The organism is Dactylosporangium sp. NPDC051541, from assembly GCF_044454505.1.
Taxonomy (GTDB): domain Bacteria; phylum Actinomycetota; class Actinomycetes; order Mycobacteriales; family Micromonosporaceae; genus Dactylosporangium.
This window is the reverse complement of record NZ_JBITDU010000001.1, coordinates 363,328-375,022: the sequence shown is the minus strand read 5'-3', so window position 1 is coordinate 375,022 and position 11,695 is coordinate 363,328. Positions and strand designations below refer to the sequence as shown.

Annotated in this window: 11 protein-coding genes and 1 tRNA gene; 7 read left to right on the top strand and 5 right to left on the bottom strand. The window is 69.5% G+C overall.

Annotated elements, in window-relative coordinates; translation table 11 throughout:
• Positions 1–152: 152 nt before the first annotated feature.
• The 5 genes from ACIA8L_RS01725 to ACIA8L_RS01705 all read left to right on the top strand — a co-directional run bounded on the left by ACIA8L_RS01725 (position 153) and on the right by ACIA8L_RS01705 (position 4,457).
• Entirely contained in the window at positions 153–653 is a 501-nt protein-coding gene (locus tag ACIA8L_RS01725) for a DUF2637 domain-containing protein (RefSeq protein WP_395899352.1), read from the top strand.
• A 143-nt stretch (positions 654–796) separates the two neighbouring features.
• Positions 797–1,015 (top strand): hypothetical protein, encoded by a 219-nt coding sequence (locus tag ACIA8L_RS01720; protein WP_395899350.1) that lies wholly within the window; start codon positions 797–799, stop codon positions 1,013–1,015.
• Positions 1,012–2,667, top strand: a complete 1,656-nt coding sequence (locus tag ACIA8L_RS01715; protein WP_395899348.1) for a replication initiator — start codon at positions 1,012–1,014, stop codon at positions 2,665–2,667. The genes ACIA8L_RS01720 and ACIA8L_RS01715 overlap by 4 nt, the downstream gene beginning before the upstream one ends.
• Positions 2,657–2,908, top strand: a complete 252-nt coding sequence (locus ACIA8L_RS01710) for a helix-turn-helix domain-containing protein (RefSeq protein ID WP_395899346.1) — start codon at positions 2,657–2,659, stop codon at positions 2,906–2,908. The genes ACIA8L_RS01715 and ACIA8L_RS01710 overlap by 11 nt, the downstream gene beginning before the upstream one ends.
• A 13-nt stretch (positions 2,909–2,921) precedes the next feature.
• Positions 2,922–4,457, top strand: a complete 1,536-nt coding sequence (locus ACIA8L_RS01705) for a LacI family DNA-binding transcriptional regulator (RefSeq protein ID WP_395899344.1) — start codon at positions 2,922–2,924, stop codon at positions 4,455–4,457.
• A gap of 35 nt (positions 4,458–4,492) precedes the next feature.
• On the opposite strand, the gene ACIA8L_RS01700 is transcribed toward ACIA8L_RS01705, so the two are convergent.
• From ACIA8L_RS01700 to ACIA8L_RS01690, 3 genes are all read right to left on the bottom strand, one after another.
• Positions 4,493–4,566, bottom strand: a tRNA-Pro gene (locus ACIA8L_RS01700).
• A gap of 84 nt (positions 4,567–4,650) precedes the next feature.
• Complete coding sequence (locus tag ACIA8L_RS01695) at positions 4,651–5,814, bottom strand: alpha/beta hydrolase family protein (protein WP_395899342.1); 1,164 nt, start codon at positions 5,812–5,814, stop codon at positions 4,651–4,653.
• Positions 5,811–6,704 carry a metallophosphoesterase gene (locus tag ACIA8L_RS01690; protein WP_395899340.1) on the bottom strand — a complete coding sequence of 298 codons (894 nt, stop codon included), beginning with the start codon at positions 6,702–6,704 and terminating at the stop codon, positions 5,811–5,813. The genes ACIA8L_RS01695 and ACIA8L_RS01690 overlap by 4 nt, the downstream gene beginning before the upstream one ends.
• Positions 6,705–6,768: 64 nt before the next feature.
• Between ACIA8L_RS01690 and ACIA8L_RS01685 the strand changes: the two genes are divergently transcribed.
• Positions 6,769–7,218: a GatB/YqeY domain-containing protein gene (locus ACIA8L_RS01685; RefSeq protein ID WP_395899338.1), complete on the top strand. Its 450-nt coding sequence runs from the start codon at positions 6,769–6,771 to the stop codon at positions 7,216–7,218.
• Positions 7,219–7,266: 48 nt separating this feature from the next.
• Here ACIA8L_RS01685 and ACIA8L_RS01680 read toward each other — a convergent pair whose 3' ends face one another.
• Positions 7,267–9,759, bottom strand: a complete 2,493-nt coding sequence (locus tag ACIA8L_RS01680; RefSeq protein WP_395901661.1) for a transglycosylase domain-containing protein — start codon at positions 9,757–9,759, stop codon at positions 7,267–7,269.
• Positions 9,760–10,192: 433 nt separating this feature from the next.
• Between ACIA8L_RS01680 and ACIA8L_RS01675 the strand changes: the two genes are divergently transcribed.
• Entirely contained in the window at positions 10,193–10,501 is a 309-nt protein-coding gene (locus tag ACIA8L_RS01675; RefSeq protein ID WP_395899336.1) for a WhiB family transcriptional regulator, read from the top strand.
• Positions 10,502–10,549: 48 nt separating this feature from the next.
• On the opposite strand, the gene ACIA8L_RS01670 is transcribed toward ACIA8L_RS01675, so the two are convergent.
• Complete coding sequence (locus ACIA8L_RS01670) at positions 10,550–11,692, bottom strand: ArsA family ATPase (protein WP_395899334.1); 1,143 nt, start codon at positions 11,690–11,692, stop codon at positions 10,550–10,552.
• Between the last annotated feature and the right edge of the window lie 3 nt (positions 11,693–11,695).

Genomic DNA, 11,695 nt, shown 5'->3' with positions numbered 1-11,695 from the left:
CCTGGCTGCATCGACTTCGACCACGACAATCCTGACCTGCCCTGCCCCTACTGCACCGCGTTCTACGCCGACCAAGACGACATCCTCGGCACGGCACATCGCCGACACACCAATAGCACCACCGAAGACCATGACGGATTCGGGTGGAACTGATGACCGGACGCACCTGGGCCTACGCCGGCACCGTACTCGGCGGCACTGCATCCCTCGCCGCGAACGTCGCCCACTGCTACGTCCCACCCATCGGCGCCTCGCTGGGCTGGCGTCCCGAGACCGGCGCCGTCGTTGCCGCGATGTTCTGGCCAATCGCCCTGTTCGTCGCCGTGGAGATCCTGATCCGGACCCAATGGCCGACGGGCGCGTGGTGGCGGCTCGCTCGATACGGCGGACTGCTCATCGTCGCGCTTGTGGCGGCGGTCGTGTCCTACCGGCACCTGTCCGGCCTCATCCGCCACTACGGAGAGGACGACCTTACGTCGGTGTTCGGCCCGGCCGCCGTCGACGGGCTCATGGTCATGGCCGCCGCCGCGTTGCTCGCCTCCAGCACTCCCAGCCGGACCGCACCCCTAACAGAGCCTGAACCTGTTGTCGAGCCCGAACCGTTGCCGCTCAAGGCAATCAACGGTGCCATCCCGTCAGGAGTCGTGCGGTGACGCGCGAGCTAGAACCGGTGAACCACTACCTCACCGGCCCCGCCGACCAACTCGCCAACGTGCTCCGATCGGCGAGCGCGCGAGGGCATCTCGTCCGCTACGGACGTCCGCAGCCACTCGGCGGAGACCGATACGCCATCAACGTGACACTGCTCCAACCGGCCCGGGAACGCAAAGGCCGGCGCCGCGCCGCACAAGTCGCGGTCATCGTCGCCGCACTCGTCACGGTCAGCGCGGTCGGCTGGATGCTGTGGCTGCTCGTTGCCTGGCTGGTAGCGCACTGGGTGGTTATCGCCCTGGTCCTCATCGTCGCGGGAGCTGTCGCGGCTCGGGATGAAACGCACAGCCGGGGGCGCCGATGACGGTCACTGCCCTGCCTGGGCTTGAACCCGAGCAACAGCCGCGACCGGGTTCCCGGGCGGCCCGGAGACTCGTCCCGATGGCCGCGGACGTGGTCAAGGACATGGCCGCCGAGTACGGCGTGTGCCTGCGACCGATCGGCCTGCGCCGCACGGACCTGGAGACCGGCAAGACCGAGATCATCGACGTGCCGTGCGGTGCAACCCGAGACGACAAGTGCAAGCCATGCGCGGAGCGGGCTCGTCGGCTGCGCAAGGTCCAGATCCGCGAGGGCTGGCACCGGACCGACGAACCCGCTCCAGGACCGGAGCCGGCCACAGAGGGACAGCGGGCGCTGATCAGTCTCCGAGCACACCTGGAGCACGGTCGGGATCAGGCGGTGCGCGAGTCGCTGTGGGACCAGGTCGCGGAGGTCGACGAAGCAATCCACGAGGTTGAGGAGGCGATCGCTGTTGAAGGACTGCGAGGCAGCGTCGCCCCGGCGCACGACAAGCCAGCGCAGCCAAAGCGGCAACGGTCGACCAAACGGCGCCAGGACGCACCCGCGCTGCCTCGGCAGAAGGTTGACCCGCGCACGGTCGGCCGGACATACACCGCCCCTGACGGTGCGCAGTACCGGCCTTCGATGTGGCTCACGGTCACGCTCGACTCGTACGGCCCCGTACGGTCGGACGGTTCACCCGTCGACTCGGCCACCTACGACTACCGGCGGGCGGCCTGGGATGCGATCGCCTTCCCGCGACTGCTTGACCGGTTCTGGCAGAACCTACGTCGTTGCGTCGGCTGGAACGTCCAATACGCCGGATGCGTTGAGCCGCAACGCCGTCTGGCTCCGCACGCCCACTTCGCGATCCGCGGCACCATCTCCCGCGCAGTCCTCAAAGAAGTAGCGGCAGCCACTTACCACCAGGTGTGGTGGCCGAAGGTCGACGCGCCAACCTGCCGCCCCACCTGGGACGGCGAGAGTTGGCGAGACGGCGAGACTGGCCAGTCCCTCACCACATGGGATGAGGCGCTGGAAGCGATCGAGGACGAGCCGGCACACGTCATCCGCTTCGGGACCCAGCTGCGCGCTGAAGGCGTGAATGCCAACGACAGCAACGCTGAGCGAGCCATCGGCTACATCACGAAGTACATCACCAAATCGGCCGCCGACTGCCACGCCGTGACCACCGACCGGCAGCGGGACCACCTCGAGCGGTTCTGGCGGGAACTTCGGGTCACGCCGTGCTCGGACCGGTGCGCGAACTGGCTCCTCTACGGCATCCAGCCCAAGAACGCACACGCCCGGCTGCGGCCCGGCAACTGCAAAGGCCGCGTGCACCAGCGCTCCACGCTCGGCATCGGCGGCCGGCGCATCCTCGTCTCCCGCGACTGGTCCGGAAAGACCCTCGCCGATCACCGCTACGACGCCAAAGCCTGGGTCCGCGCGCTCCTCGGCGTCGAAGCCGCGCCAGAGCCGGAACCAACGGCGTCAGCGGCCTGGGAGCTTGCCCGGCCGGACGACCCGGACCTTCCACCGCTGCGGCATCGACTCCTCCGTGCGCTCGCACAACGCATCCACTGGCGCAACGCGGTCAACGCGGCCAAGGACCGGGCGGCCCAGCTCGACGCAACGAACGAAGCGGAAGGAGGCGCGCTGCGTGCTGCGTAAGCCGGCTGAGGTCGCCAAGATTCTCGGCTGCTCCGAATGGTGGGTGAAGGAACAGGCCCGCAAGCGTCGCATCCCGTTCGCGTGGATCGGCGGGAGCTACCGGTTCACCGATGAGCACTTGGCCGAGATCATCCGGCTCTTCGAGGTGCGGCCCCTAGAACCGCGACCGGCCACGCCGCGGGCGGCACCTCCCACAACCAACGGACCGCTGCGGGCGCGGCGGCCCAGACGAGCGGCATGAAGGGAGATGAGACATGGGATACGCCGAGAAGCGAGGCGACTACTGGCGGGCCAGGTACAAGCTCGACTCCGGCAAGTACGGCACTGTCCAGGACGCGAACGGCGCGAAGGTCGAGTTCCGGACGCGGCGCGAGGCGAAGAAGGGGGCCGACGAGGCTGAGGTCAAGGGCCTGCGTCCCGTGGCGCCGTCGGTGCGGATGCGTTTCGGCAACTGGGCCAACGCCTGGTACGAGCGGCAGGACCTGGCCGCGTCGACGATGCAGAACTACCGGCGCCACATCGAGGAGCACCTCCTGCCGACCTTCGAGGACCGAGAGGTTGGGTCGATTACCTCGGCTGACGTCGACGCGTGGGCCAAGAGTGAGCGGATGGCCGGCTACGCGGATGCGAGCGTGAAGACGTGGCGGGCAACGCTGCATCTGATCCTCGCGGACGCCGTCGACGAGGGTCTCATCGTGGCCAATCCGGCGACGAGACGGCGGGGGAGGGGCAAGCGGGCCGGACGGTCCAGGAGCCGCGGGCCGGAGAAGGCGATCACGAATGTGCTCGGCGTCCTGCTGCTCGCTGAGCGGGCGGCGCTGCTGTCCGGACGGGATGACGAGTTCACGGCGCTGGTCACGCTGGGCTTCACCGGCACGCGCTGGGGTGAGGTCGTGGGCTTGGAGGCGCAGTACGTGCGGCCGACGGAAATCCGGATCGAGTGGCAGCTGTACGAGCTGGACACGGGTGAGCTCCACCACTGCCCGCCGAAGGACGACTCCCGGCGGACGGTGGTCGTGCCGGCCTGGCTGAGCGGGCTGCTGCGCGCCCAGACGGCGAAGACATGTGGCTGCCACGGCCGGGCGTACGTCTTCAGCGGGCATCGACCGCCCAACGGATCTGTTCGGCAACTCGGACCGAAGCTGGTCGACGTGGCACGCCGGGCTGGTGTGTCGACCGGCACCGTCTCGGCAGTGCTCAACAACCGGGACAGCGTGGCGGCGGCCACCCGGGAGACCGTGGTCCAGGCGATCGCCGATCTCGGCTACGTCCGGAACGCGGCATCCGGAGACCTGGCGGCGCACTGGCGTCGGAGCGGCTTCGCGTCGTGGTTGTTTCAGCCGGCGGCCACGGGTCGCTACCCGGGGAGGAATCCGCGCCCGGTGCCGATCCTCGGGGAGCCGTGGCCAGGTGTTCCGGTGCGGGGTCGCAACGCCGCCGGCCGGGCTGATGCCTGCTGGGTGCCGATCGCGCCCGGTCTGACGCCTCACGGGCTCCGGCACACCTACAAGACCATGATGATCGAGCTGGGCACCCCGCCGGTGCTCATGGACGAGCAGCTGGGCCACCTGGACGGCTCAGTGCAGGCTCGGTACTCCCACACCACGCCGGAGATGCGCCGGAAGCTCACAGACGGCCTGACGGACCTCTGGGTGGCGGCGGTCGAAGCAAGAGCGGAGATCAGCCCGAGATCGCCGGTGGGCGTCCTCGACGAGATGCTCCGGACAAGATCGTCTCCCAAATTTCTCCCAACGGAGATCAAGAGACGAGTCAGGGCCAGTTCCTCGTAGTGAGGAAACCGGCCCTGGCCTGGTGTTTCACGAAGTCGGGGTAGCCGGATTTGAACCGACGGCCTCTTCGTCCCGAACGAAGCGCGCTACCAAGCTGCGCTATACCCCGAGCGTGCCGAGTAATCGTAGCCCACGCCCGTCCCACCTCCAACTCGGTATCCCCCGTGTCGGGCGCAATGGGGTTGAGCTGGGCCTACACCGACTTCAGGAACTCGGCCAAGCGGTGTTCGTAGGCGGCCGGGTCGAGGTTCCAGCTACGGCAGTGACCGGCCTCACGGGTCTCGACCAGGGTCACGTGGTCGGCGGCGGCGTGGGCGAATTCGACGGTTGGGGCGGGGGCTACCGTGCGGTCGTCGTGGTCGACGTACAGCAAGGTCGGTACGTCGATTTTGGCGGCCAGCGGGCGGTAGTCCAGGTCCCGGCCGGTCACGCCCAGGCGGTGCTGGATGAGTTTCAGGGCGGTCCACGTCCAGACCGGGGGGACGTTGAGCTGGCGGGCGTTCATGCGCAGCGTGGCGTTCCAGTCGATGACCGGGCAGTCGAGGATCAGGGCGCGCAGGAAGCCGTCATGGTTCCACTCGCGCAGCAGGTTGAGGATGGCGGCGCCGCCCATCGACCAGCCCATCAGGATCACGTCGCGGGCGCCGGCGGACCGGGCGTAGTCGATCGCTGACCGTACGTCGCGCCACTCCGTGTGCCCGAGGTGGAAGCGGTGGTCGTGGGACGGTGGGGCGTGCTCGTCGTTGCGGTATGACACGACCAGGGTGCGGTGGGTGGTCGCGGCCAGCGTCGGCAGGGCGCGGAGGGCTTCGCCGCGGGGGGCGCCGCGGCCGTGGACGGCGATGATCCAGGTGTCGTCGGCCGGGCCCTCGACGGGCGGGACCAGCCAGGCCGGCAGTGCGCCGAGCTCGCCCGGGACGGTCACCTCGTCATACGGCAGGCCCCGGGCCGAGCGGGGATCGCCTTCAAAGACATATCCCGAGGTGTACCCCCTGAGGCCGGTCACCAGCGCCCCGCGCGTGACCTCGGCGACCTCGCGGGTCACCGTCGCGCGGTCGACTGAGAGGACGGTTCCGAGGCGGGCATGGCCGGTGGCCCAGACGAAGGACAGCGGGATGTCACGGGCCGTGTCGGGGGTGCGGGTCAGTGTGATCCGGTTACCCGCGCGGGCACGTACGCGCACCGGGTACACCCGCGGGCTTTTGACGTCCAGAACTTGACCGGCGAGGAACCAGCCGGCTCCGGCCGTGCCCGTGGGGAGCAGCACGGCCAGTCCGGCGGCTCCGGCCAGGCCCGCGTAGGCGGCGCGCTTCGGCCACTTGCGCGTCACCGTGGCCGGAGGGGCCTGGGCGGTCATCGCGGGATCAGGGTCAGGATCGTCGCCTCCGGCGGGCAGGCGAAGCGGATCGGGGCCGTCGGGTGCGTGCCGAGGCCGGCCGAGACGTGCAGGTAGGACTCGGAGTAGGGCCACCGGTGCAGGCCCTTGGCCATGCGCCGGTCGAGGCCGCAGTTGGTGACCAGGGCGCCGTAGAACGGGACGGCGACCTGGCCGCCGTGGGTGTGCCCGGCCAGGAGCAGGTCGAAGCCGTCGTCGGCCATCCGGTCGAGGATGCGCGGCTCGGGGGAGTGGGTCAGGCCGATGCGGACGTCGGCGTCGGTCGCGGCCGGGCCGGCCACGGCGTCGTAGTCGTCGCGGTTGACGTGCGGGTCGTCGACGCCGACGAGCTCGACGGTGCGGCCGCCGGCCTTGAGGGTGGTGCGGGCGTTGTTGAGGTCGGCCCAGCCGGAGCCGGCCAGCACGTCGCGCAGCTCCTCGGCCGGGAGCACGGCGCCCTGCACATACGGCTTGTGCTTGTTGAAGTAGCCCAGTGGGTTCTTGAGCACGGGGCCGCGGTAGTCGTTGGAGCCGAAGACGAACGCGCCGGGCCGGTCCAGCAGCGGGGTGAGCGCGCGGACGACGGCCGGGACGGCGTCGACGTGGGCCATGTTGTCGCCGGTGACGATGACCAGGTCCGGGTCGGTGCCGGCCAGCTCGGCCACCCAGCGCTGCTTGCGGTGCTGGTCGGGGGTCATGTGCAGGTCACTGATGTGCAGGACCCGCAGCGGCTCGGCGTCGGGGGCCAGGACCGGCACGTCGAAGCGGCGCAGGGTGAACAGGTTGCGCTCGACGAGCGAGGCGTAGGCAAAGGTGGCGGCGCCGGCGGCGACGGTGCCGGCCGCGAGTCGCAGGACAGTCTTCGAGCGCATTGGTTCAGCCTACCGGCGGCCTTACAACCGAATTTGCACATGATCGGACCGATAGACTTTTCTCATGTTGAAGGCACGCCTGGAGTCCGATCTGCACGACGCCATGAAAGCTCGGGACGAGCTGGTGACGTCGACCCTGCGGATGGCGATCGCCGCGGTGCGCAACGCCGAGGTCGCCGGGAAGTCCGCCCGTGAGCTCTCCGACGAGGAGGTCCTGTCGGTCCTCACCAAGGAGGCCAAGAAGCGGCGCGAGGCCGCCGACGCGTTCGCCGGCGCGGGCCGGGAGGCGCAGGCGGCGAAGGAGCGGGCCGAGGAGGAGGTCATCGCCGGATACCTCCCCAAGCAGCTCTCCGACGAGGAGCTCACCGGCATCGTGCGCGAGGCCCTCGCCGCGGGCGGGTTCAGCGGCCCGGGCAGCATGGGCCCCGCGATGAAGGCCGCACAGGCCGCCGTCGCCGGTCGGGCCGAGGGCGGCCGGGTCGCCGGGATCGTCAAAGCCCAGCTGACGGCGTAAAAAGCGGGCGTCCTCCGATCGGAGGACGCCCGCTCGCATTTCGCTCGCTCAGCAGACCCAGGGGATCGGGCAGGCGTCGTTGTCGTCGGGCACGTCCCCGTTGGGGAAGACGTCGTTGTGCCCGCGGCCGCCGTTGCCGTTGCCATTGCCGTTGTTGTCGCCGTTGCCGCCGACGTTCGGCGGGGCCGGCGCGCCCGGGCCCTTGCTGACGACCAGCTGGACCGCGCCGCCCTTGACCGTCGAGCCGGCCGGGTTGGTCCGATCGACCGTGCCCGCCGGGCACTGGGAGGCAACCTGAGCCTGGGCGACCGAGACCGAGAAGCCCGCGTTCTTGACCTTGGCCCGGGCCTGGTCGACGGAGAGGCACTTGACCGACGGGATGTCGACCAGCTTGCCTTGGGACCGGTCCTTCGTCGGCGGCGTGAACTGCACGACCGGCTGGCCGTTGAGGCCGTCGCGGAGCGTGCCCAGGCCGGCGTAGTTGACCGGCGGGTGCTTCATGTCCTTGTTGGTCTCGGGCCAGTCCGGGTCGGTCAGGAAGCTCGACACCGCCAGCTGCTTGGTCATGACCGTGAAGGTGGCGCTCTTCTCCGAGTCCGTGGTGCCCGTCTTGCCGGCGATCGGCCGCTTCACGAAGTCCTTGGAGTAGCCGGCGGTGGCTCCGGCGCACTTGCCGGTGGCCGACTGGTCGCCGACCGGGCAGCGGGCCATGTCGACCGCGGCCCGGGCGACCTCGGGGTCGACCGCCTGCTTGCACTTCGGGTCGAGGCCCTCGACCTTCTTGCCGCTGTTGTCCTTGACCTCGAGGATCGGGGTCGGCTCGCAGTAGAGGCCGTCGGCGGCCAGGGTGCCGTAGGCGTTGGCCAGCTGCAGCGGCGTCGTCGCCGACACGCCCAGCGTGAACGCGCCCCAGCCCTTCGGGTGGGCCGCCAGGTCGGCGTCGCCCTGGGCGTTGAACTGGATGCCCAGCCGCTTCGCCACGTCGACCACGTGCTCCACGCCGACCTGCTGCTCCAGCGGCACGAAGAAGGTGTTGATGGAGCTGCCGAAGGCCGTCCACATGTTGTATGGCCCGGTCTGGCCGCCGGAGTTCTTGGGGCAGTAGTGGTTGCCGTTACAGGCGGCCGGGCCGGGCTGGATGATGAAGTCGGAGACGAACTGCTTCTCGACGTTGATCGTCGTGGCCAGCGGCAGCCCGGACTCCAGCGCCGCGACCGCGGTGAACATCTTGAACGCCGAGCCGGCCTGGTAGCCCGGGATGTCCTTGTCGCCGGTGATCATCGGCACCGTCGTGTTCGGGTAGTTGCCCTTCTGGCCCTTCTTGTCCGGGTTGGTGTTGGGGCCGTTGGGCGTCGAATCGTTGCTGTAGTTGCGGTTGGTGGCCAGCGAGGTCACGCGGCCGGTGCCGGGCTGGACCGCCGCGATCATCATCGCGTTCTGGCTGCCCATCTTGACCTGCTGGTCCTTGGAGACGAACGGCTGCTGCTGGGCGTACTTGAACGCGGCCGTCTGCGTCTGGATGTCCAGCGAGGAGATGACGGTGTAGCCGCCGGCCCGCAGCCGGTTGGCCCGCTGGTATTCGTCCTCGCCGAACACCTTCTGATCGTTCCACCAGCGGCGCAGGTAATCGCAGAAGAAGCCGGCGCCGAGCTCGGGGCGCTGGATCGACTCGCAGCCCTCAGGAGTCCGCTTGCCGACAATGGTCAGCTTCTCCTTGGCGGCGGCATCGGCCGCGGCCTGGTCGGCGTAGGTCATGCCGACCATCTGGTTGAGCACGTACTTCTGGCGGTCCAAGGCCCGCGGCAGGCCGTCCGCGGTCGCCGGGTCGTTGGTGCCGGGCGCCTTCACCAGGCCGGCCAGCAGCGCGGACTCGGCGAGCGTGAGGTCCTTCGGGTCCTTGTCGAAGTAGACGTGCGCGGCCGCGTAGACGCCGTAGGCGCCGTGGCCGAAGGGCGCGATGTTGAGGTACCGCTCCAGAATCTCTTTCTTGGAAAGCTTCTTCTCGAGGTCGATCGCGTACTTCATCTCGCGCAGCTTGCGGGTCGGCGTCTTGTCGGTGGCGTCGACGACCTCCTGCGGCGTCTTGGCCGAGTAGGCGATCGCCTGCCGCACGTATTGCATGGTGAGCGTCGAGGCGCCCTGCTCCGTCTGCCCGCCGGCGTTCTGGTTGGCCACGAACGCGCGGGCCACGCCCTTCACGTCGACGCCGCGGTGCTGGTAGAAGCGGTTGTCCTCGGCCGCGACCATCGCGTGCTGCATGACCTCGGCGACGTCGTCGATCTTCACGTCGTGCCGGTTCTCGTCGTACATCGTCGCGAGCAGCGTCTTGCCGTCGGATGCGTAGACGTAACTGATCTGGGGCGACGGCAGCACGTCGATGTCCGTCGGCAGACTCTCGAACGTGTCGGATCCGGCCTTCGCGGCCAGGCCTGACATCGCGACCGCCGGGAATGCGGCCGCGGCGACAACCAGGCCCGCCAAGAGCCCACAAAGCAGCAATGAAGCTGCATTGGGCAGCAGGCCGTGCTCGCGTTTGCGCATCCAGGTCACTTCCTCAGCCTACGGGACGGCGTCACGAGGCCGCGTCCAGATGGTGGCGTCCTCGTTGTCCTAGACGCGTGACACCGAGCGTGAGGTTGACCCAATTCCGATTCTGCGGCACGTGGCACGGGGGCCGTCGGCATTTTGGGCAAATCGCACCCGGTAGTGGCGCGGGACCGCGCACATCGGCCCTTTGGTGGATCACAAAAGGGCCGGTTAACCTGGTGCAACAACGTTGCGTAACTGGACGACTACAGAGCATGATGTTCCGGAAAGCTCCTCTCGGGGTTCCCGTGGCCGGGGACCCTGCTGTCGCGCCGGGCGATCCGGCGAACTGCACCCGAATGCCATGGGGGGACGTGGTTTGGGCGCTTTTCGCCGGGGCAAGCACGGCGGATGGACCCGGGGGGAGTCCAAGGGGGGAAGAGGAAATATGAGCATGGTCGTCGACTGGCCCAGCGTCGCCGCGTGTCGCAATGGCGACCCCGACGCCCTGTTTGTCCAGGGCGCCGAGCAGAACGTGGCGAAGCGGATCTGCCGGAGCTGCCCCGTGCGGTATGAGTGCCTGGCGGACGCCCTCGACAACCGGATCGAGTTCGGGGTTTGGGGCGGCATGACCGAGCGCGAGCGCCGTGCGTTGCTGCGCCGTCATCCGCAGGTGCCCAGCTGGCGCAAGATGTTCGAAGCGGCCATGGACCGCAACGAGAAGGACACTACCAAGGAGCTGGTTCCGACCGGCTGATCGTTTGTGGATGACCGCCTGATGGGGCGGGTCCGGGGGGACCCCGCCTCAGAAGGCAGCGGCAATCGCGCGCAGCCCGTCGAGGTCATGGACGTCGGCGGGCTGCGCGGGGATGCGAATCACCGGCACACCCGGATGGGCGCTCAGAAACCGGCCGGCGACCGCCGCCTGCCGTTCGTGCTGATCGGCCAGCTCCGCGTGGATGCGCAGCACGTCCGTCGTCGCCTGGTGGCCGCCGAGCGCATCCAGGCGCTCCGCGGCCGCGCGGGCGCCGTCGGCGGTGAGGCTCGGCGCCGCGACCGGCACGACCCGGTTGAGCACCAGGCCGGCCAGCGGCATGCGGTCGGCCGCGAGCCGCCCGGCGAAGTAGACCGCCTCGCGGACGGCGTCGGGCTCGGGCGCGGCCACGACCAGGAACGCCGTCTCGGGGGCCTGCAGCACGCGGTAGGTCTGCTCGGCCCGCTCCCGGAAGCCGCCGAACATCGAGTCGAGCGCGCCCACGAACCCGGACAGGTCGGTCAGCAGCTGCGCGCCCAGGATCTTCGTCACGGTCCGGCTGAACAGCCCGAACGAGGCCGAGACCAGGTTGAACACGCTGCGGCCGCCGGCCCGCGCCGGTGCCAGCAGCAGGCGCAGCATCCGGCCGTCGAGGAACCGCGACAGCCGGGCCGGCGCGTCGAGGAAGTCCAGCGCCGAGCGCGACGGCGGAGTGTCGACCACGATCAGGTCCCACTCGTCGCGGGCCCGCAGCTGGCCCAGCTTCTCCATCGCCATGTACTCCTGCGTGCCCGAGAACGTCGAGCTCATGGCCTGGTAGAAGGGGTTGGCGAAGATCTCCTCGGCCTTCTTCGGGTCGGTGTGCGCGAGCACGACCTCGTCGAAGGTCCGCTTCATGTCCAGCATCATCGCCTGCAGCTCGGCCGAGTCCGGCTGCAGGCCCTTGACCTGCCGCGGCGTGTTGTCCAGCTCGGTGAGGCCGAGGGCCTGGGCCAGCCGGCGGGCCGGGTCGATGGTCAGGACGACCGTGCGCCGGCCGTGCGCTTCCGCCGCCCGCAGGGCCAGCGCCGCCGCCGTTGTCGTCTTTCCGACGCCACCCGAGCCGCAGCAGACCACGATCCGGATCGCGCGGTCGGCGAGGATCGCGTCCAGCTCCAGGTCCGGCGACCCGGGCGTCTCGGCAGTGGCAGGCACACT

Coding starts and splice junctions, on each gene's coding strand:
- ACIA8L_RS01725 (WP_395899352.1), top strand. CDS start 153: ATGACCGGACGCACCTGGGCCTACGCCGGCACCGTACTCGGCGGCACT.
- ACIA8L_RS01685 (WP_395899338.1), top strand. CDS start 6,769: ATGTTGAAGGCACGCCTGGAGTCCGATCTGCACGACGCCATGAAAGCT.
- ACIA8L_RS01715 (WP_395899348.1), top strand. CDS start 1,012: ATGACGGTCACTGCCCTGCCTGGGCTTGAACCCGAGCAACAGCCGCGA.
- ACIA8L_RS01675 (WP_395899336.1), top strand. CDS start 10,193: ATGAGCATGGTCGTCGACTGGCCCAGCGTCGCCGCGTGTCGCAATGGC.
- ACIA8L_RS01695 (WP_395899342.1), bottom strand. CDS start 5,814: ATGACCGCCCAGGCCCCTCCGGCCACGGTGACGCGCAAGTGGCCGAAG.
- ACIA8L_RS01690 (WP_395899340.1), bottom strand. CDS start 6,704: ATGCGCTCGAAGACTGTCCTGCGACTCGCGGCCGGCACCGTCGCCGCC.
- ACIA8L_RS01705 (WP_395899344.1), top strand. CDS start 2,922: ATGGGATACGCCGAGAAGCGAGGCGACTACTGGCGGGCCAGGTACAAG.
- ACIA8L_RS01680 (WP_395901661.1), bottom strand. CDS start 9,759: ATGCGCAAACGCGAGCACGGCCTGCTGCCCAATGCAGCTTCATTGCTG.